Origin of the sequence: Sphingomonas populi (assembly GCF_004208535.1) — a bacterium.
Taxonomy (GTDB): Bacteria; Pseudomonadota; Alphaproteobacteria; order Sphingomonadales; family Sphingomonadaceae; genus Sphingomonas; species Sphingomonas populi.
On record NZ_SGIS01000029.1, the window covers coordinates 47,663 to 67,305 of the forward strand.

General features: G+C 65.2%; 16 protein-coding genes. 9 read left to right on the forward strand and 7 right to left on the reverse strand.

The features are described 5' to 3' along the window. Window position 1 precedes the first annotated feature (1 nt). Both EWE75_RS17150 and EWE75_RS17155 read right to left on the reverse strand, forming a co-directional pair. A complete protein-coding gene (locus EWE75_RS17150; protein ID WP_130159327.1) occupies window positions 2-1,441 on the reverse strand; it encodes a glutamine synthetase family protein in 1,440 nt (479 codons plus the stop codon). Then, window positions 1,438-2,766: an aromatic ring-hydroxylating oxygenase subunit alpha gene (locus tag EWE75_RS17155; RefSeq protein ID WP_130159328.1), complete on the reverse strand. Its 1,329-nt coding sequence runs from the start codon at window positions 2,764-2,766 to the stop codon at window positions 1,438-1,440. Before EWE75_RS17155 ends, EWE75_RS17150 begins: the two co-directional genes overlap by 4 nt. A 189-nt stretch (window positions 2,767-2,955) precedes the next feature. Between EWE75_RS17155 and EWE75_RS17160 the strand changes: the two genes are divergently transcribed. Then, window positions 2,956-3,549, forward strand: coding sequence for an LOG family protein (locus EWE75_RS17160; protein WP_130159329.1), 594 nt, complete (start codon window positions 2,956-2,958; stop codon window positions 3,547-3,549). On the opposite strand, the gene EWE75_RS17165 is transcribed toward EWE75_RS17160, so the two are convergent. The 4 genes from EWE75_RS17165 to EWE75_RS17180 are packed head-to-tail and all read right to left on the reverse strand — an operon-like array spanning window position 3,550 to window position 7,395. Further along, complete coding sequence (locus tag EWE75_RS17165; protein ID WP_130159330.1) at window positions 3,550-5,022, reverse strand: aldehyde dehydrogenase family protein; 1,473 nt, start codon at window positions 5,020-5,022, stop codon at window positions 3,550-3,552. Then, window positions 5,019-5,435: a DUF3830 family protein gene (locus EWE75_RS17170; RefSeq protein WP_130159331.1), complete on the reverse strand. Its 417-nt coding sequence runs from the start codon at window positions 5,433-5,435 to the stop codon at window positions 5,019-5,021. The genes EWE75_RS17165 and EWE75_RS17170 overlap by 4 nt, the downstream gene beginning before the upstream one ends. 9 nt (window positions 5,436-5,444) lie before the next feature. Beyond that, window positions 5,445-6,644, reverse strand: coding sequence for a cystathionine beta-lyase (gene metC / locus EWE75_RS17175; protein WP_130159332.1), 1,200 nt, complete (start codon window positions 6,642-6,644; stop codon window positions 5,445-5,447). A gap of 10 nt (window positions 6,645-6,654) precedes the next feature. Further along, a complete protein-coding gene (locus tag EWE75_RS17180) occupies window positions 6,655-7,395 on the reverse strand; it encodes an SDR family NAD(P)-dependent oxidoreductase (protein WP_231708419.1) in 741 nt (246 codons plus the stop codon). 189 nt (window positions 7,396-7,584) lie between these two features. Here EWE75_RS17180 and EWE75_RS17185 point away from each other — a divergent pair, with 189 nt between their 5' ends. From EWE75_RS17185 to EWE75_RS17195, 3 genes are read left to right on the forward strand one after another with little or no spacing between them, the layout of a single operon-like run. Continuing rightward, complete coding sequence (locus tag EWE75_RS17185) at window positions 7,585-8,592, forward strand: isopenicillin N synthase family dioxygenase (protein WP_130159334.1); 1,008 nt, start codon at window positions 7,585-7,587, stop codon at window positions 8,590-8,592. Beyond that, on the forward strand, window positions 8,585-10,663 hold the full coding sequence (locus EWE75_RS17190; RefSeq protein ID WP_130159335.1) for a hydantoinase/oxoprolinase family protein: 2,079 nt from the start codon (window positions 8,585-8,587) through the stop codon (window positions 10,661-10,663). Before EWE75_RS17185 ends, EWE75_RS17190 begins: the two co-directional genes overlap by 8 nt. Window positions 10,664-10,666: 3 nt before the next feature. After that, window positions 10,667-12,331: a hydantoinase B/oxoprolinase family protein gene (locus EWE75_RS17195; protein ID WP_130159336.1), complete on the forward strand. Its 1,665-nt coding sequence runs from the start codon at window positions 10,667-10,669 to the stop codon at window positions 12,329-12,331. On the opposite strand, the gene EWE75_RS17200 is transcribed toward EWE75_RS17195, so the two are convergent. Continuing rightward, window positions 12,304-13,266, reverse strand: a complete 963-nt coding sequence (locus EWE75_RS17200) for a LysR family transcriptional regulator (RefSeq protein ID WP_130159337.1) — start codon at window positions 13,264-13,266, stop codon at window positions 12,304-12,306. The two genes, EWE75_RS17195 and EWE75_RS17200, sit on opposite strands and share 28 nt — an antisense overlap. A gap of 198 nt (window positions 13,267-13,464) precedes the next feature. Between EWE75_RS17200 and EWE75_RS17205 the strand changes: the two genes are divergently transcribed. The 5 genes from EWE75_RS17205 to EWE75_RS17225 form a co-directional block, all read left to right on the forward strand. Beyond that, window positions 13,465-14,256, forward strand: coding sequence for an SDR family NAD(P)-dependent oxidoreductase (locus EWE75_RS17205; protein WP_130159338.1), 792 nt, complete (start codon window positions 13,465-13,467; stop codon window positions 14,254-14,256). After that, window positions 14,241-15,695, forward strand: a complete 1,455-nt coding sequence (allB, locus tag EWE75_RS17210; protein WP_130159339.1) for an allantoinase AllB — start codon at window positions 14,241-14,243, stop codon at window positions 15,693-15,695. The genes EWE75_RS17205 and allB overlap by 16 nt, the downstream gene beginning before the upstream one ends. Window positions 15,696-15,772: 77 nt before the next feature. Beyond that, complete coding sequence (locus EWE75_RS17215) at window positions 15,773-16,321, forward strand: non-canonical purine NTP pyrophosphatase (protein ID WP_130159340.1); 549 nt, start codon at window positions 15,773-15,775, stop codon at window positions 16,319-16,321. A 94-nt stretch (window positions 16,322-16,415) separates the two neighbouring features. After that, window positions 16,416-18,503 carry a malate synthase G gene (locus EWE75_RS17220; protein WP_130159349.1) on the forward strand — a complete coding sequence of 696 codons (2,088 nt, stop codon included), beginning with the start codon at window positions 16,416-16,418 and terminating at the stop codon, window positions 18,501-18,503. A gap of 470 nt (window positions 18,504-18,973) precedes the next feature. Further along, window positions 18,974-19,643 (forward strand): IS630 family transposase (locus EWE75_RS17225; protein ID WP_130159341.1); only part of this gene is annotated, 670 nt, incomplete at its 3' end.

Consider the following 19,643-nt stretch of genomic DNA (forward strand, 5'->3'; position numbering starts at 1 on the left):
ATCAGAACAGATCGAAATATTCGCGCTGCTCCCAGTCGGTCACGGTCGCATTGTAGCGGGCGACCTCGGCGCGTTTGATGAGCAGGAAATGATCGATGAATGCGTCGCCGAAACCGTCGCGCAGCACTGTGCTTGCGTCGAGCAGCGGCAGTGCCGCTTCCAGGCTGGTGGGAAGCAGCGGCGCTTCGGCGGCATAGGGCGTATCCACCGCCGGCGGTGGCTCGGCACCAGCAGCGATGCCGGCGAGGCCAGCCACCACCTGCGACGCGAGGTAGAGATAGGGATTGGCGGCAGGTTCGCCGACGCGGTTTTCGATCCGGGTCGCCCCGGGGGCACCGCGCGCCAACACGCGCAGCAGCGCGCCGCGATTGTCCTCGCCCCAGGCGATCCGGTCCGGCGCGAGCGAGTTGGCGCGGTATCGCTTGTAACCGTTGATCGTCGGCGTCGTCAGTGCCGTCGATGCCGCCGCCGCGTCGAGGAGGCCGGCAAGGAAGAAGCGGCCGATATCCGACAGGCCGGGCGCGCCATCTGCGCGCGCGAAGGCGTTTCCGCTGCCGTCCCGGCACGCGAGCGACTGGTGGAGATGCCATCCGCTCGACATCGCGTCCGGGAGCTGCGGGCGGCACATGAAGGTTGCGTGGTAGCCGTGGCGACGGCTGACCTGCTTCACCATGTTGCGAAACAGGATCATGTCGTCGGCGGGCGCGATGCCACGGCGCGGTTTGAACACGAATTCGCACTGGCTCGGGCCGAATTCTATCTCCAATGAATGGAGCGGCAAATCCAGCGCAACGCATTCGCGGCGCAGGATCTCGACGATCGGCTCGATCCGGTCGAAACGCTGCTCGGTGAGATAGGCGTAACCCTGATGCAGCAACGTCACATCGGGCGGGGTGCCGGGCTGTCCGGCATCCTCGGGCATCAACCGCGGATCGGCGAGCCGCATCAGGTGGAACTCCACCTCAAGCCCGCTAACGTACTCGAATCCTTGCGCCGCCAGCCGTGCCATCGCGTCCTGCGCGAGCCGGCGCGGCGCCGATGGCACGGGTCGGCCATCGGTATAATAAAGGTCGCACAGCATCCAGCCGGTGCCCGGTGCCCAGGGTAGCATGCGAAAGGTCAGCGGGTCCGGCACCATCACCATGTCGCGACCGCCTTGAAGATCGGGATCGCCGATGCCGGCGCCGGCGGCGAAGATCGGCGCGACGGTGCGATGCGCCGTGTCCTTGAGCAGCAACGTCGAGGTTATCGCGCAGCCATCCTCGAACACGCCCGGCATCGCATCCGCCACCAGCACCTTGCCGCGCAGCAGCCCATGCAGGTCAGGGAAGGAGAGGCGCACCGTTTCGACCGTGTCGCCGGCGATCTGGTCAGACACGCCGCGCGCGGCGTCGGCCTGCGCACCGCTCCAGAGCCCATGCGCGGCGATGAAGCCGCTCACGCGGGCTTCCCGGCGGAGACCTTCGTCCAGCTTGCGGCGTTTCGGCGGCGCGCGTCGGCACGCTGCCAATAGTGCACGATGTCCTCGCCCGGCCCCGTCACGCCGTCGATCGTCGCCGGCCCGGTGATCGCCCCGGCTTCCTCAGGCGTCAGGTGCAGCAGCGGGCGTTCGCCGGCCTCGACCTTGCTGATCTGCTTGAGCAACAGCTTGCGATAGGCGACGATGCCCTTGTCGGTGGTGCCGAGATGCTCGCGGGTACGATCCTGGATGCGGCCCTGGCTTTCGACCGCCCATTGGTCGTGGACGTTGATGTCCTCGCCCATGCCGGTATAGGTCCGGCTGCGCTGCTCGACCACGTCATAGCCGTAATCATTGTGGCGGCCGAGGCGCGGCTTGTAATCGGGCAATGCGTAGAGTTGCAGCCGCTGGCGCCGCATCTCCGCCTTGTCCACCGCTTCGTCGAAGCTGGTGAAGATCGCATACCAATAGCAGCTATGGTCATCGACCGGCACGTGCCATTGGGTGATTGTCATCGTTTCGGACAGCGGAATGACGAACGCCTGCGGGAAGAACAGGTTGGTGACGCGGACATGCGTCACATCCTCGCCGAGCGGGCGCAAAGCGGTCAGCCGGAAGCCAAGATCGGTCGGATCGATGCGAATTTCCGGATTTTCATATTCACGCAGCACCTGCGTCATCGTCATATCGCTGTCAGCCGAGGTGGCGCGAAACTGGCGTCCGTAATTGGCGGCGGCGTCTTCGTCCTCGAAGAAACGGTGAAGAAAGCTCGCATGCGCGGGATCGATGCCGACTTCGAGCGCCTGCAGCCAGTTGCAGTCGAGGAAGCCCTTGAACGCGAAGACGTGGCTGTCGGGCGCCCGAAAGCAATCGAGCGCCGGGCGCGCGGGCGCGGGGCCGTCGCCGAGATAGCCGAAGATGATGCCGCCCACCGTTTCGACCGGATACGCGCCCTGACGGATGCGCGCGCACAGTTTGCTGTCGGACGGCTCGCCCGGCGTCTCCAGGCATTTGCCATCGACGTCGAACAGCCAGCCATGGAACAGACACCGCACCCCGCCGTCCTCGAGCCGTCCGAAGGCGAGATCCGCGCCCCGATGCGGGCAGTCGCGATCGATCAGACCGAGCCGTCCGGCTTCGTCGCGGAACAGCACGAGATGCTGGCCCAGCACCTGCACCGCCTTCAACGCACGCGGCCCATCCAGTTCCCCGACCAGCGCGATCGGCTGCCAGTATGTGCGGAGCAAGGCGCCGAGCGGCGTCCCCTTGCCGGAGAGCGTTATCTGGTCGTTCTGCTTCGGGGTCATCCGATCTTGGCCTTTTCGAAGAGTATCGCCGGGCGGAAAATACCATCGTCCATGTTGCTTTTAGCGATGCGGGGGGTGCTGTGGTGTTGCCAAAAACGGCGCCGGCCGTTGCGGCCACGGCGATGCGGCGGACGTTGCCGCTGCGGGCGCCTTGCGATATCGCGACACGCATCCAGCATGGAGCGCACGATGACCGAACCTGCCACCAAACGTCATCTCCGCGCCGTCGCGGTGTTTTGCGGTTCGAACACCGGCGCGGGCAGCACCTTTACCGATGCTGCCGCCGGTCTCGGTCGCGCGCTTGCGCAGGCCGGCATCGGCATCGTTTACGGCGGCACGCACAAGGGGCTGATGGGCGTGCTGGCGGATGCCGCTCTCGCCGAGGGTGGCATGGTCCACGGCGTCATCACGCAGCGGCTGTTCGACAAGGATCACCTCCATCCCGGTCTGTCGCTGCACGAAGTGGTCGAGGGGATGGGCGCGCGCAAGGCGCGGATGCTGGGGCTGGCCGATGCGTGCATTGCGCTGCCCGGCGGCATCGGCACGACCGAGGAATTCATGGAAGCGTGGACGCTCAACCAGCTTGGCGACATCGACAAGCCGGTCGGGTTGCTCAACGTCGCGGGGTTCTATGACAGCTTCATGGGTTTTGTGGACACGATGATCGCCAACCGCTTCCTGCCCGAGCAGCATCGCGACGGCATCGTCGTGGAGGCCGATCCGTCGTGTCTGATCGATCGGCTGCGCCACTTCACCAAACCCGTCGTCCCCAAATGGATGTGATCAGTCGGTCGCGATCCACAGCGACTTGACCTGAAGATGCTCCTCAAGATGGTTCGGCCCATATTCGCGACCGAACCCGCTGGTCTTGATCCCGCCCGAGGGCACGGCCGGATCGATGGCGTTATAGCAATTGACCCAGACCGACCCCGCCTGGAGCGCGCGACCGAGCCGGTGTGCGCGGCCGATATCCCGGGTCCATAGCCCTGCACCGAGGCCGTAGGGCGTGTCGTTGGCGCGGGCGATCACCTCTGCCTCGTCATCGAACGGGAGGATGGCGACGACCGGGCCGAAAATCTCCTCGCGCACCGCGCGCATCGTGTCGGTCGCGCCCGCCAGCACGGTTGGCGGGAAGAAAAAGCCGGCGTCATAGTCGCCGCCGCCGAGCCGTGCGCCACCCGATAACGGCGTCGCGCCAGCGGCACGCGCATCGTCCATGTGGCCGCAGACCCGTTCCAACTGCCGCGCCGAAACCAGCGGGCCAAGATCGGTCGTTTCGTCGAGGCCGTTGCCGATCTTCAGTTTCGCGCCGGCTGCCGCGACGGCCTGTGCGAAGTCGGCTTCGGTCGCGCGCGCGACGAACAACCGCGTGCCAGCGCTGCACACCTGCCCGGTGTTGCCGAACGCGGCGATCGCCGCGGTCGCGGCTGCCTTTTCGATATCGGCGTCGGCGAAGACGATGTGCGGCGATTTGCCGCCAAGCTCCAGCGACAGGCGCTTGAGGTTGCCGGCGGAGGCAGCCACGATCGTGCGCCCGGTCGCATCCGATCCGGTGAAGGCAAGCTTGTCGACGCCGGCATGCGCGGCGAGCGCGGCGCCCGCCACGCGGCCGAGGCCGGTGACGATGTTGAACACCCCCGGCGGCACGCCCGCCTCCTCGACCAGCCGGCCGAACGCGAGTGGTGCTAGCGAGGCATCTTCCGCCGGCTTCAGCACCAGCGTGCAACCGGTGGCGAGCACGGGACCAAGCTTCAGGACGGTTGCCCACAGCGGTCCGTTCCACGGGATGATCGCGCCGCATACGCCGACCGGCTCGCGCACGGTGCAGGCGAACATCGCCGGATCGGACGGGGTCGCCGTTTCGCCCTGGATGCTGCGCGCCATGCCGGCGTAATACCGCAGCAGATCGACCAGCATGGCGACGCCGCCGCGCGTGCGGCGGATCGGGGCGCCCATGTCGAGCGTGTCGAGCGTCGCGAAGATCTCGGCATCGCGTTCGAGCAGGTCGGCGAGGCGTAGCAGCACGCGCTGGCGGTCGCTTGGTGAGAAGCGCGGCCACGGGCCGCCCTCGAAGGCCGCCCGCGCTGCGGCGACCGCGCGGTCGATGTCTTCGGCGCGCCCTTCGGCGAGCGTCGCGAGCAGGTCACCGGTGGCGGGGTTGCGGCTTTCGAAGGTGCCGCCAGCGGCGGCGTCCTCCCAACGACCGCCGATCAGCAACTGGCGTGGCGCGGCGGCGAGCGCGACGGCCGGGGTCATGCCCGCACCTTGAACGCAATCCGTTGGGCGCCATTCCAAAGCGTGCTGCGGCCGAGTTCGGGAAGCTGTTCCAGTCCTTCGATGATCGTCAGGAAATGGATGCCGGCGAGTTGCCCGAGCTTGCTGGCGAAAGCGACCGCGCCATAGGCGAGCAGGATTTCGGTTTCGCTATAGCCGCCGGGATAGAAGATGAACTGCCCGGGCGCCGGGTGACGCGTTGGGTTCTCCCACGGCAAATCGAAAGGGGTGTCGCCCATCGGTATCCAACAGCCTTCGCCGCTCCAGCGCACGTGAATCAGCGAATCCTCGTAAGGCAAGAGGCTGCGAAATCTCGCACAGGTGACGGGCGCGAGGTCTTCCTCAAGCCGTGCCACGAACGTGAACGGTCCAGCGGTGATGTCGAGCAGAGTCATGCTTTATCCTCAGGCGGCGGCCGCGAGGCGCGCGAAACCGCGCTCCAGATCGGCGATCAGATCATCCACGTCCTCCAGCCCGACGTGCAGGCGCAGCGACGGCCCCGGCGCATCCCATTCGACGGCAGAGCGCAGATCGGACGGATAGGTCGGCACGACCAGACTCTCGTAGCCACCCCAGGAATAGCCGAGCTTGAACAGGTCCATATGGTCGAGCATCGCCGCGAACTGGCGATCGCTGCAGGCGTTCAGCACGATGCCGAACAGCCCGGACGCGCCGTCGAAGTCGCGCTGCCATAATGCGTGACTGGGGTCACCGGGGAGAGCGGGGTACATCACGCGCGCAACTTCGGGCCGCCCTTGCAGCCACGTCGCCACGCGTAGCGCCGATTCCTGATGGCGCTTCATGCGCAGCGACAGCGTCCGCAGACCGCGTAGCGCCATGTAGATGTCGTCGGGGCCGCCACAATAGCCCGAGCCGGACGCGGTTTTCTTGACGGGTATGAACGCCGCTTCGGTGCAGACCGCGATGCCGAGCATCAAGTCGGAATGGCCCGAGATATATTTGGTGGCGGCATTGATCGACACATCGACGCCGTGCGCCAGCGGTCGGAAGCAGACCGGCGAGCCCCAGGTATTGTCCATGATCGTGACGATCCCGCGCGCGCGGCAGAGCTTGGTGATCGCGGGCACGTCGGTGATCTCGAAGGTCAGCGAGCCGGGCGATTCGAGGTACACGACACGCGTGTTTGGCTGAATAAGCTCGGCGATTTCGGCGCCGATCGACGGACGGTAATAGGTGATCTCGACGCCGAACTTGCGCAGGAAGTCCTCGCAGAACGCACGTGCCGGTCCATAAAGGCTATCGAGGATCAGCAGATGGTCGCCCGCTGACAGGAAGGCGGTGAGCGACGCGCAGATCGCGCCAAGCCCGCATGAGGTGGTGACGGCACGGTAACCGCCCTCCAGCAGCGTAACCGCATCCTCGAAGGCGCGCGTGGTTTCCGTGCCTTCGCGCCCGTAGGTGAAGCCGACATAGGCGCCGGACGCGCGATCGCGACGGGTTTCCAGCAGCTCGTCGACCGACGAAAACAGCACCGTCGAGCAGTGATAGACCGGTGGGTTGACGACGCCGTGATGGCGCGCCGGATCGCGCCCGGCGTGCAGGATCTGGGTGTCGCGGTGGAAGGTGGAAAGGTCGGCGGTCAAGCGGCGGCTCCTAGAGGATGGTACCCGAATCGACGATGATGTCCTGGCCGGTGATCATACGCCCGCCGGGGCCGAGCAGGTGGCGCAGGGTTGCGGCGATATCGTCCTCCCCGACCAGCCGACGCAGCGCGGTGCTGGCGGTGAACCGGGTGAGCGGCGCGTCGGCAGGCTCGCCATTGCGCGCGGCGCTCTCACGAAACAGCCGCTGCAGGCGTTCGCCATCGACGCCACCGGGCGAGATCATGTTGACGGAGACGCGGTAGGGTGCCGCATCAAGCGCCGCCGATTTCACGATTCCCCGCAATGCCCATTTGCTCGATCCATAGAGGCCGAAACCGGCAACGCCCTTGTGGCCGTAGGTGCCGCCGATCACTACGACGCGGCCAGTGCGCGCCGCAATCATCGCCGGCATCACCGCTTTCATCGCCAGCAGCACACCAAGTACGTTGGTGTCGTAACAGGCCCGGAACGCATCCGGATCGCTTTCCCAGACCGGCGCGCGGGGCGCGCCGATGCCGGCGGCGCACACCAGTATGTCGATCGCACCGAACGCATCGCGGGTGGCGGCGGCCGCCGCCTCGAGCCCGGCTGCATCCGTCACGTCGGCTGCCAAGCCGAGCGTGCGCGGGCCGAGCGCAGCCGCAGCCGCGCGCGCGGTTTCCGCATCGCGGCCCACCAGCGCCACCGACGCGCCGGCTTCCACCAGCGCGCGCGCCAATGCCAGTCCTAGCCCGCGGGTGCCTCCGGTCACCAATGCCGTCCGTCCTTCGATCACGCTCGTGCGGTCCTCCTCGCGGTCTCGTCTACCAGACGGCGGCGCGAACCTTGGTGATGATTAGGCGACGGGTGTACGCGAAAAAAGCATCGGAAAGGCGTTTGGTGTTGCGATATTGGCTTGACGGAGAGGCGTGAATTCCGTCACGCCGGAAAGGTGCACGACATGAGCCGCAGTGACGGCAGCGCCGACGACACGACCAGAGCCGAGCGCGTCGCGCTCACCTCGGTCCCGGTCATCGACTTCACCCGGTTCCGCACCGGCGACGCATCCGACCGTTGGGCGGTTGGCGATGCGATCGCCGCGGCCTGCGAGGAGATCGGTTTCTTCTATCTCGCCGGCCACGGGATCGACCAGGACCGCGTGGACGACGTGTTCGCCGCAGCGCGCGGCTTCTTCGGCCTGCCGGCCGATGCGCGGGCGGAGGCGATGGCGACGGCGGACTGGTATCGCGGCTATATCCCCATGCCAGAGGCGCAGCCGTTGTCGCGCAACACGCGCTTGTTTGAGCAATATCGCTTGCAACCCGAATGGCCGGCCGATCCAGAGGATGCCGAGCATGCGGCGATCTTCGACCATCCCAACCGCTGGCCTGCCGCGTTGCCGACGTTCCGGCCGGCGGTCGACGCTTATCTCGACGCGATGCTCGCCCTGTCGCGAGATCTGTTACGCGCCTTCGCGCTCGGCCTCGGGCTGGAGGAGAGCCGCTTCGATACGTGGTTCCGCCATCCGCCTTCGCAGCTCAGCCTCAACTATTATCCGGCACTGCCGCACGCCGCAGCGGACGACGTGTCGAATATGGTCGCGCATACCGACGAGGGGCCGTTCACCATCCTCGCGCAGGATACAAACGGTGGGCTTGAGGTCAAACGCCGCGACGGAGTCTGGATCGAGGCGCCGCCGATACCGGGCGCCTTCACCATCAACGTCGGCGATATGATGATGTGGTGGTCCAATGGGCGCTTCCTCTCCAACCTGCACCGCGTCCGCAATCGTGGCGGTGTCGAGCGCTTTTCCGTGCCGTATTTCGCCAATCCCGATCGTTGCGTGACGATCGCGCCGCTGCCCGAATTGGTCGGCGAGGGGCCGCGTTACGCCCCCGTGCGCGTCGCCGATCATCTCGCGCGCTTTTACGAGAAATTGTCCATGAACCCGCACAAAATCTATGGCTGAGCGACCCCGCGCCCGGATCGGCGCCGACATCGGCGGCACCTTCACCGACATCGTGCTGGAGGTCGGCGAACGCCGGCACTCGACCAAGCTGCTCACCACCTATGACGCGCCGGAGCGTGCGCTGCTCGACGGCGTCGCACTGCTGCTGGCGGAGGCGGCGATAGCGCCGGCCGACGTCGAGCTGATCGTCCACGGCACCACGCTGGCGACCAATGCGCTGATCGAGCGGCGCGGCGCGATTACGGGGTTCCTCACGACCGAAGGGTTCCGCGACGTGCTGGCGCTCGGCAGCGAGAGCCGGTTCGATCAATATGATCTGGCGATGGAAAAGCCCGCGCCACTCGTGCCGCGCGCGCTGCGCCTTGGCGTGGCGGGGCGGATCGCCGCTGACGGGATCGAGCTGGTTCCGCTCGACGAGGCTGGTGTTCGGTCTGCGGCCGGCGTTTTCAAAACAAGCGGCGTGGAGAGCGTGGCGGTCGGCTTTCTGCACGCTTATGCCAATCCCGCGCACGAACGGCGCGCGGCGGACATTCTCGCCGAGGAACTGCCCGGGGTTAGCCTTTCGCTGTCGAGCGAGGTATCGCCCGAGATGCGGGAATATGAGCGCTTCTCGACCACCACCGCCAACGCCTATGTGCAGCCGCTGGTCGATGCCTATCTGCGCCGTCTCGAAAGCCGGCTGGCGACGCTGGGCTTCGGCTGTCCGCTCTATCTGATGCTCTCGTCGGGCGGGCTGACCACCGTCGATATCGCCGCGCGCTTTCCGGTGCGGCTGGTGGAGAGCGGGCCGGCGGGCGGCGCGATCTTCGCCGCCTCGATCGCGGCCGAGCGCGGCGCCGCGCGCGTGTTGGCGCTCGACGTCGGCGGCACCACCGCCAAGATCTGTCTGATCGACGACGGTACGCCGAAAAGCTCGCAGATGTTCGAGGTCGGGCGGGCGCACCGGTTTCGCAAGGGGTCGGGCCTGCCGTTGCGCATCCCGGTCGTGGAGATGGTCGAGATCGGCGCGGGTGGCGGCTCGATCGCGGCGGTCGATGCGGCAGGCCGGCTCACCGTCGGCCCGCACAGTGCCGGCTCGGAACCGGGACCGGCCGCTTACGGGCGCGGTGGCACCCGGCCGACCGTGACGGATGCCGATATCGTCATCGGCCGGATCGATCCTAATGCCTTTGCTGGCGGCAAGCTGACGCTGGACCCGGCCGCTGCCGCCGCCGCGCTGGCCGGGCTTGGCCTGTGGAACGGCGATGCGGACGTGCTGGCGCTGGGCGTCAGCGAGATCGTCGATGAGACGATGGCAAGCGCCGCGCGCGTCCACGCCGTCGAGCAGGGCGCGACCGTCGAGGATCGCACGCTGATCGCGTTTGGCGGCGCCGCTCCATTGCATGCCGCGCGGGTCGCCGAAAAGCTCGGCATCGGCGAGGTGGTGATCCCGTCCGGCGCGGGCGTCGGCTCGGCGGTCGGTTTCCTGCGCGCGCCGGTGTCGTACGAGGTCGCGCGTAGCTTCGCGCTGCGGCTCGACCAGATCGATATTGTCCAGCTCGACCGGTTCCTGCTCGACATGGCGAGCGAGGCGACCGCGCTGGTCGATGCTGGCGCCCCCGGCATCGACCGGATCGAACGCCGCGTCTGTCTCGGCCGGTATGTCGGGCAGGGGTATGAGATACCGTTCGAGGTGCCGGCGCGACGGCTCGTGGCTGGAGATGAAGCGTTGCTGAAAAGCGCATTCGAAAAAGCCTATGCCGCGCAATATGGCGGTCAGACGCTCGATCTGGCGATCGAGGCGTTGACCTGGCGCGTGACGGTGGCGACGCGCGGGCACGAAACCGTGCGGGCGCCGGCGATGGTGCCGGGTGCCTGGCGCGAGCCCGCCGGCCAGCGCGCGGTGAGCGATCCCGCGAGCGGCACACGTCAGGCATTCGGCCTGTTCCTTCGCACCGATCTCGTCCCCGGCGACCGGCTGCGCGGGCCAGCGCTGATCGTGGAGCGCGAAACCACCACCGTCGTGTCGTCCGTTTTCGATGCCGCCATCGATGCGCGCGGCTATATCGTGCTGACCCGCAAGGAGGCCTGAACCATGACCGCTGCCTTCACCGAACTGCGCCAGCAGGTGATCTGGACCCGTCTGATCTCGGTCGTCGAGGAACAGGCGCAAACGCTGATGCGCACCGCGTTTTCGACGACGGTGCGCGACGCGGGCGATCTTTCCGCCGCGCTGTTCGATCTCGACGGACGGCTGATCGCCGAGGCGGTCACGGGCACGCCCGGCCACGTTAACTCGATGGCATCGGGGGTGCGCCACTTCCTGGACAAATTCCCGGTCGCGACGATGGTGCCGGGCGACCATTTCATCACCAACGATCCGTGGCTGACGGCAGGGCATTTGCACGACGTCACGGTGATCTCGCCGGCGTTCCACGGCGGCACGGTGGTGGGGCTGTTCGGCGTCTGCTGTCATCAGGTCGATATCGGCGGACTGGGGCAGGGGCCGGACGGCCGCTCGATCTTCGAGGAAGGACTCCAGATTCCGCTGCTGAAGCTGGCATCGGCGGGAAAGCTGAACGAGGATCTGCTCGCGATCCTGTGCCAGAACGTGCGCACGCCGTTGCAGGTGAAGGGCGACGTGTTGTCCTATGTCACCAGCAACGAGAAAGCCGCGCAGCGACTGTCGGCGATGCTCGCCGAATTCGGCCTCGACGACCTGCGCGACGTTGCCGAGTATATCGTCGAACAGTCGCTGTCGGCCACCCGCGCGCAGATCGCGAGCTTGCCGCAGGGACAATGGTCGAGCCAGCTCGTGATCGACGGCTACGATAAGCCGGTGACGCTCGTCGCGACGCTGACGATCGATGGCGAACGGGTGTCGATGGATTATACCGGCACCGATCCCTGCCTGCCGCGCGGGATCAACGTCGTGCTCAATTATTGTCGCGCCTATACCGTGTTCGGTCTGCGGTGCATCATCTCCCCGGAGGTGCCAAACAATTATGGCGCGCTGCTTCCTTTCGAGGTGACGGCGCCCGAAGGCTCGATCCTCAACGTGCAGCGGCCCTGGCCCGTGGCGGCGCGGCATGTGATCGGCCAGATGTTGCCCGATCTCGTGTTCGGTTGCCTGTCGCAGGCGATTCCCGATCCGGTGCCCGCAGAGGGCAGTTCATGCCTGTGGAGCGTGCAGCTTCGCGGCAGCATGCCGGCGGGCAACGCACTGGCTGGCGAGAGCTTCGACGCCATCTTCTTCAACAGCGGTGGTTCGGGCGCGCGTCCGGTACAGGACGGATTGTCGGCAACGGCATTCCCCAGCGGCGTGCGTGCTATGCCGGTCGAGGTGACCGAGAGTACCGCGCCGATCGTGATCTGGCGCAAGGAATTGCTGCCGGACAGTGGCGGCATCGGCGAGCGTCGCGGCGGGCTCGGTCAAACGGTGGAGGTTGGGATGCGTGACGGCAGCGCCTTCGAGGTGCTGGCGATGTTCGAGCGTGTCGAGCGACCCGCGCGCGGGCGCGATGGTGGCGGGGATGGCTCGAATGGTTCGGTCCGACTCGCGTCGGGAAAGCCGCTGCGCGCCAAGGGACTCCAGGCGATACCGGTCGGCGATCGGCTGGTGCTGGATGTGCCCGGTGGGGCTGGCCTGGGCAACCCGCGCGCGCGCGCTCCGCAGCGGATCGAGGAAGATATCTCCGAAGGCTATGTCACGCGCGAGCGCGCAGTTGCCGATTACGGATGGAAATCGTCCAGCGCGTGATCGGGTGGTTGGTCGCCTGGCATCGGCAGCGTCCTGAGGCTGTCGAGCCGGCGCGCCATCTGCTCGGCGAATTTGGCCGCCGCCAGCGGTAAGGGTCTGCCCTTCAGATGTCCGAGCACGAGCGGCCCGTACGTCCGGTCGAGGTCGCTCACGCGGCGCACCGCGAAGCGTGGATCGCTCTGCCAGTTGGCCGCGCCGATCTCGATCTGGAAGGTGAGAAGGTCGGTGCGTGCGACGAGCTCGCCGAGCAGTTCGAAACTGTTCGCCTCAACCGTCACATTGAGCTTGGCGGAACTCGCCGCCAACCGGTCCTCGATGATCTCGCGGCCGCCGAAATGCGAATCCGGCAACGCTACCTCATATTCCGCGCATTGCCGCAGTCGCACCGTCTCGAACGCCGCCAGCGGATGGTCGGCCGCCATTACAGCGACCAGGCCCTGCCCAACCGACAGGATCGAGTGCAGTTCCGCCGAGCGGAGCGGGCGGAAGATCAGCACGATATCGGTGTCGTATTCGATCAGCGATTGCAGCGCGGTATTGTGGTCGGTGACGGTGATCTTGAACTGCACCTTCGGATGCCGTTTGCGAAAATCGACCACCTCGCCGATCACGAAGCTTCGGGCCACGGCCTGGCTGCACGCGATACGGACTTCGCCGCGCTGGAGGTTGGTGAGTTCCTCGATCTGCGAATACACACGCCGTAATTCCGCGCTTTGCGACCGAATCCAGCGGATCAACACTTCACCCGCTGCGGTCAGGCGCATGCCCGAAGTGTGCCGTTCGAAGATGGCCGCGTCGAGATCGTGCTCCACGTCCTGAATGCGGCGCAAGAGCGCGGAGGGGGTGAGGTTCAAACGCTCCGCCGCCTGCCGTACCGAGCCCACTCGAGCGACCTCGTCGATATACCGCCAGATGCGTTGATTTCGTAATGCCATCTAACAACCCGTACGTTTTTTTGCACAGCCTTGCCACGTATTCAACACCGCCCGAGCAACACGCATGCGGTTAAAACTTGGCGCGACGAATGGGACATGATCGTTTCAGGAAAATAAATACAGCAATTTATCGAATATAAAAATTTTGTTATGCGCAAAATACAAGTCAATTAATCTGAAAATTGAGGCTAATTTAAGATGCATCTTGGTCTTCATGACAACATTGTTCTCGTTACCGGGGGCGCTAAGGGAATGGGGCCAGCGATAGCGCGCGCTTTTGGTAGGGAGGGCGCAAGGCTTATGCTGCTCGGTCGCGACATGGCTGCCCTGGATATTTTGCGTGCCGAACTTTCCGATGCCGAAGTCTTCGTCGAAACATATCAATGTGATGTCACCAACGCTGCCGAGGTCGATCAGGTGGTCGCAGGTATCGTCGCGGCGCATGGCCGTATCGACGTGCTCGTCAACGCTGCGGGCGGGACCGGGCCGGTTGGCGCCACGGCGTGGGAGACGTCCCCAGAGGCGTTCGATGAGATCGTGACCCTCAACCTTAATGGCTGCTTCCACATGATGCGCGCGGTGCTGCCGGGCATGATTGCGCGCCGGTACGGTAAGATCGTCAATGTCGGCGGTACGTTCGGGCTGAAGGGGCGCGCTGGACGGATGGCGTATTCCGCGTCGAAATGGGGTTTGCGCGGCGTTACCAAATCGACCGCGATCGAGGCCGGGCCGTACAACGTCAACGTCAATTACGTTGCGCCGGGGATGGTCGATGGACCGCGATTCCGCGAACGTGTGATGCCGGAAATGGCGCGCACACGCGGGATTTCGGAAGACGATGTCGTGGCGGAACATGCAGCCGAATATGCGCTGCGCCGGATCAGCACCGATATCGACATCGCCAACGCCTGCCTGTTTCTCGCCTCCGACGTGTCGCGGCAGATCACGGGCGTTGATCTGCCCGTCGATGGCGGATGGGCCGCGCTTTGATATCGCCCCAGGAGACTTTTATGATTGCAGATTACGTCATCACCGGCGGCACGCTCGTCAGCGACACGGCGGTGTTCGCGGCCGACATCGCCATCAAGGATGGCGTGATCTTCGCCATCGGCGCGCCTGATGCGATGCCGGAAGCCCGCGAGACGGTGGACGCAAGCGGCAAATACGTGCTGCCGGGGGCGATCGATGCCCATGTCCACTTCCGCGAGCCCGGGTATGTTCACAAAGAGACCTGGGAAACCGGGTCGGCGAGCGCCGCGATGGGCGGCGTTACAACGGTGTTCGAGATGCCCAACACCAATCCGCCGACGGGTACGCCCGAGGCGCTTGCTCTCAAGCTCAAGGCGGCCGAAGCGTCCTATGTCGATTTCGGCATCTACGGCCTTTTGGGCGAGGATAATCTCGACCAGCTCGAGGCGCTGATCGAGGGCGGAGTCGCCGCGTTCAAATGCTTCATGGGCAATACCTTCGGCAACCTGCCGTCTCCCCCGACGGGCGCGATCCTGGAGGGGTTCGAAATCGTCGCCAAACACGGCTATCGCATCGCGCTTCATGCCGAAAATGCGTCGATCATGGCACGCCGCCAGACCAAATTGCGGGAAGCCGGGCGGAACGATCCGCTTGCGCATCTTCATGCTCGCCCTCCGGTCGTCGCCGTGGAAGCGGTGGCACGCGCCGCCATCCTCGCGGAATGGACCGGCGCCCGCATCCATGTGCTGCACGTATCGTCCGGCGACGAACTGCGCCCGTTGCGTGAAGCTAAGGCCCGCGGGGTCGATATCACTGCCGAGACCTGCCCGCATTACCTGCTGCTCGACGAGACTGCCTATACCGACAAGAAATCGCTGATCCGTGTGAATCCGCCCGTGCGGGAAAAGACGCATCAGAACCAACTATGGGCGGCGGTGCAGGATCGCACCATCGACATGATCGCCACCGACCATGCTCCGCATTCGCACGAAGAGAAGCACCGTGACGAGATCTGGGTGGCCGATTGCGGCTTCACGGGTGTCGAGACGCAGATGCCGCTGATGCTCAGCCAGGTCCGCGAGGGGCGGCTGTCTCTGACCGACTATGTCCGGATGACCTCGCTGGCGCCGGCAAAAGCGTTCGGCCTCTATCCGCGCAAGGGCGCGCTATTGCCCGGGTCCGATGCGGATCTGGTGGTGATCGATATGGAGCATGAAGCCTCGATCGACTCGGGCCTGCTCCAGTCGAAGGGGGCCAGCACGCCGTTCCACGCCCATCCGATCAAGGGTGCGCCGATCCACACGATGGTGCGCGGGCGCTTCGTTATGCGCGATCAGGCGCTGGTCACGGAAGCAAAGGGACACGGCAAGAACGTCCGGCGTATCCAGCAGATGCCCGCGCCAGCGCCCCGCAATGTCGAGACGACCACGCAGGCGATCCTCGCTTATCGACCGGGTTGATGTCTCGCTAGGCCCTTTCACGCCCGTTCGCCGAGTGGCAGGCGGATTGAAAGACCTGCGTCTGGAGCGTCGCAAGGATGTCCGTCAGAATCTGCACGACCAATGAGAACAAGGTGCGGGAGTTCGAGCGGATGCTCGGCTTCGATCTTCGGCCGGTCGCACTCGACCTCGAGGAAATCCAGACGCTCGACACCGTCGCGGCCTGTCGCAACAAGGGCGTCCTCGCGTTTGCCGCACTTGGCGAGCCGGTCGTCGTCGATGATACCGGCTTCGAGCTTGCCGCGCTGGACGGATTTCCGGGTGCGCTGGTGCGATGGGCGATCGATGCCGGCGGCACGCGGATTCTTCATCGGATGCTGCCAGAAGGAGTGCGCGATACCGCTTCGGTCGTCACGGCCGTCGCCTATGTCGATGGGGCGGGCGTGCAGATCTTCGTCGGACGTCTCGACGGTCGTGTCATCGCGGAGCCCAGAGGAACTAATGGCTTCGGCTTCAACGCTGTGTTCGTCCCTTCGGGCGAGGACAGGACACTCGCCGAAATGAGCGATGCCGAAAAGGATCGGATTTCGCCGCGCGGCCAAGCGCTGCGAGACCTCGCGGCATTCCTACGGGAGCAGGCTCGATAGAGTCTCCGCTGCGAGGGCGAAGCGATCGTCGCGACCGGGCACCGCAGCCCCCGCCGGCAAGCTCGAGGCACGTTTAGGAAACGAGATGAGCGAGATGATCGACAAGGCAGGGTTGAAGGTCGCCGGTGTGTTGGCGGCTTTTCTGGAGGAGCGCGTGCTACCGGGCACGGGTATTCCGACGGACAAGTTCTGGCACGGCGTGGCCGATATTTATCGCCGCTTCGCGCCCGAAAATGCTCGTCTCCTTGATGTGCGTGAGGACATGCAGGCGAAAATCGACGCCTGGCATGAAGAGCGGGCAGGGAGGCCTGTCGATCAGGATGCGTATGAAACTTTCCTGCGTGAGATCGGCTATCTGGTAGCGGAGCCCGCCTCCTTCGCGATCGAGACGCGGAATGTCGATACCGAGGTCGCCCGAATCGCGGGCCCACAATTGGTGGTGCCGATCCTCAATGCACGCTTTCTCCTGAACGCTGCCAACGCGCGGTGGGGCAGCCTGTACGATGCCCTATACGGGACTGACGCGATACCGGGCGCGCCAGCGGGCGATGGATATGATCCGGTTCGTGGCGAGCAGGTCATCGATTGGGCAAAGAGCTTCCTCGATCGCGCGGTGCCGCTCGCTCGCGGATCGTGGCGCGACTGGTCGGGCGGCGAACCGATGCTAGCCGACCCCACGCACTTGGTAGGTCGGGCAGGTGGCAATCTGCTGCTGCGCCATCACGGCCTGCATATTGAACTGATGATCGATCCGGCGCATCCGATCGGACGGAATGATCCGGCGGGGTTGGCCGATGTGTTACTCGAATCCGCGATCACCACGATCGCGGATCTCGAGGATTCGATCGCCGCCGTCGATGCCGAGGACAAGGTTGCCGCTTATTCCAACTGGCTGGGGCTGATGCAGGGTACTATCCAGGCCAGCTTCGAAAAGGCCGGGCGAACCATTGTGCGTCGGCTGAAAGGGGACCGCCACTACATCGCGACGGACGGAACGGAGCTAGTGCTTCCAGGTCGCAGCGTGATGTTCGTCCGCAATGTCGGCCATCTGATGACGACGCCAGCACTGTTGCTGCCGGACGGTCGCCAGGCTCCAGAGGGCATCCTTGACGGGATCTGCACCAGCCTGATCGCGCTTCACGACATCGCTGTCGCGCGGCGTAACAGCCGCTCGGGATCGATCTACATCGTCAAGCCGAAGATGCATGGGCCGGCGGAGGCCGCGTTCACGAACCGTCTCTTCGATGCGATCGAAGACTTGCTCGGTCTCGACCGTCACACGATCAAGGTCGGACTGATGGATGAGGAGCGGCGCACGAGCGCCAACCTCGCCGCCTGCATCGCCGCGGTGAAGGGGCGGCTCGTGTTCATCAACACCGGCTTCCTCGATCGCACCGGTGACGAGATGCACACGTCGATGCGCGCCGGCCCGATGATCCGAAAGGGCGAGATGAAGGACTCGACGTGGATCAAGGCGTATGAGAATCGCAATGTCCAGATCGGGCTCGCCTGTGGGCTGTCCGGCAAGGCGCAGATCGGCAAGGGCATGTGGGCTGCGCCGGATCGGATGGCCGATATGCTGGCCCAGAAAGATGCCCATCCTCGCGCCGGCGCCAGCACCGCTTGGGTGCCGTCGCCCTCCGCCGCGACGCTGCACGCAACGCACTATCACGAGATCGACGTGTTCGCCCGCCAAGGGGAAAGGTCTGGCGAAGCGGTGGCGTCGCTGTCGCACCTGTTGACCATTCCCATTGCGCCGGGAGGTAACTGGCAGCCGGGCGAGGTTCAGGAAGAACTCGAAAACAACGCGCAGGGAATCCTCGGCTACGTCGTGCGTTGGGTCGATCAAGGCATCGGCTGCTCCAAGGTGCCCGACATCCACGATGTTGGGCTGATGGAAGACCGAGCCACTCTGAGGATCAGTTCGCAGCTCATCGCTAACTGGCTGTTCCACGGCGTAGCCACCCCCGCCCAAGCCGAGGATGCGTTACGTCGCATGGCCGTGAAGGTCGATGCGCAGAACAGGGCCGACACGCGCTACGAACCGATGGCTGGGCGCGAGAACCAGAGCCTTGCCTACCAAGCTGCGCGGGCGTTGATTTTCGAAGGGGCCAATCAGTTCAGTGGTTACACTGAGCCGCTGCTTCACCAGTTCCGTGCTCATAAGAAGGACATCACTTGAAACACTGGGCGCTGCGTGTTCAAAGCATCTCTAACCGACTCCCGCACTCCGATCCGGAGAGGGTGTTGCAGGCCAAGGTTACGACCGCGATCGCGCGTGAACTGGTCGGCTATGCATGGGATATTGCGCGGCGGATGTCGCCCGCGATGGCCAACTGATTTCGCCTTTGGCGACAACAAGAGGAGGCGCCAGCGCAACAGCTGCATAGCCTTGGTCGGCGTGCCGCAGGCACCCGACAGTGATGGGCAATCCACGGTGTACGGTGGGGCAGGTTCGTCCGACGCCCGAACTTAGACGGAGGATTGGCCCAGCGACCGACACGGGGTAGTGCGGTGACCAATCCGCGAATGAGATCTTGATCAATCGTCGTCGAACAGGAGTCCGCGGCCCCCCCAAGGTTCAACCAGTCACTAGTGCACTGACCCAATCAGGTGATTCACAATCGGTTAGTTTCGTGCGAGTCTGGCGGGATGTCCCAGATCGTATGTGTGATCGTAAACTCTGAAGATGCGGCGCGGTTGGCGTCGGTGGTCGCCGATCGAAACGGTTCGCTCAAGCATATCCAGCGCGCCAGGATCGTGCTGGCCTCGTCGGAGCGGCTGACGGTATTGGAGGTTGCGCGCCGGACCGGTGCCAGCCGACCAGCGGTCTGGCGCTGGCAAGCTCGCTATGCCGCGGAAGGCGTGGAAGGGTTGCTGCGCGACAAAACACGGCCGCCTGGAAAGGCACCGATCACCACCGCAGTCATAGCCAAAATTCTGGCGCTGACCTGCGCCGAGCCGCCAGGCGAAGCCACCCATTGGACTGGACGGGCGATGGCCAAGGCGATGGGCGTGTCGCTGAGCACGATCCAGCGCATCTGGGCTGCCAACCGGCTTCAGCCGCACCGCATCAGGACATTCAAACGCTCCCGGGACCCGGCCTTTGCCGCCAAGGTGGAGGATGTCGTAGGCCTCTACATGCACCCGCCGGCCCATGCTCTGGTGCTGTCGATCGACGAGAAGTCCCAGATCCAGGCGCTCGATCGCACCCAGCCGGGCCTGCCGCTCAAGCCCGGCAAGTGCGGCACCATGACCCACGACTACAAGCGCCATGGGACCACGACCCTGTTCGCCGCGCTCAACATCCTCGACGGCGCGG

Bases quoted from the DNA above. Each gene is read 5' to 3' on its own strand.
- EWE75_RS17170 (WP_130159331.1), bottom strand. From the start codon at position 5,435: ATGACTCTGCTCGACATCACCGCTGGACCGTTCACGTTCGTGGCACGG.
- EWE75_RS17155 (WP_130159328.1), bottom strand. From the start codon at position 2,766: ATGACCCCGAAGCAGAACGACCAGATAACGCTCTCCGGCAAGGGGACG.
- EWE75_RS17215 (WP_130159340.1), top strand. From the start codon at position 15,773: ATGTCCGTCAGAATCTGCACGACCAATGAGAACAAGGTGCGGGAGTTC.
- EWE75_RS17200 (WP_130159337.1), bottom strand. From the start codon at position 13,266: ATGGCATTACGAAATCAACGCATCTGGCGGTATATCGACGAGGTCGCT.
- EWE75_RS17165 (WP_130159330.1), bottom strand. From the start codon at position 5,022: ATGACCCCGGCCGTCGCGCTCGCCGCCGCGCCACGCCAGTTGCTGATC.
- EWE75_RS17190 (WP_130159335.1), top strand. From the start codon at position 8,585: ATGGCTGAGCGACCCCGCGCCCGGATCGGCGCCGACATCGGCGGCACC.
- EWE75_RS17185 (WP_130159334.1), top strand. From the start codon at position 7,585: ATGAGCCGCAGTGACGGCAGCGCCGACGACACGACCAGAGCCGAGCGC.
- EWE75_RS17160 (WP_130159329.1), top strand. From the start codon at position 2,956: ATGACCGAACCTGCCACCAAACGTCATCTCCGCGCCGTCGCGGTGTTT.
- EWE75_RS17195 (WP_130159336.1), top strand. From the start codon at position 10,667: ATGACCGCTGCCTTCACCGAACTGCGCCAGCAGGTGATCTGGACCCGT.
- EWE75_RS17220 (WP_130159349.1), top strand. From the start codon at position 16,416: ATGATCGACAAGGCAGGGTTGAAGGTCGCCGGTGTGTTGGCGGCTTTT.
- allB (WP_130159339.1), top strand. From the start codon at position 14,241: ATGGGCCGCGCTTTGATATCGCCCCAGGAGACTTTTATGATTGCAGAT.
- EWE75_RS17205 (WP_130159338.1), top strand. From the start codon at position 13,465: ATGCATCTTGGTCTTCATGACAACATTGTTCTCGTTACCGGGGGCGCT.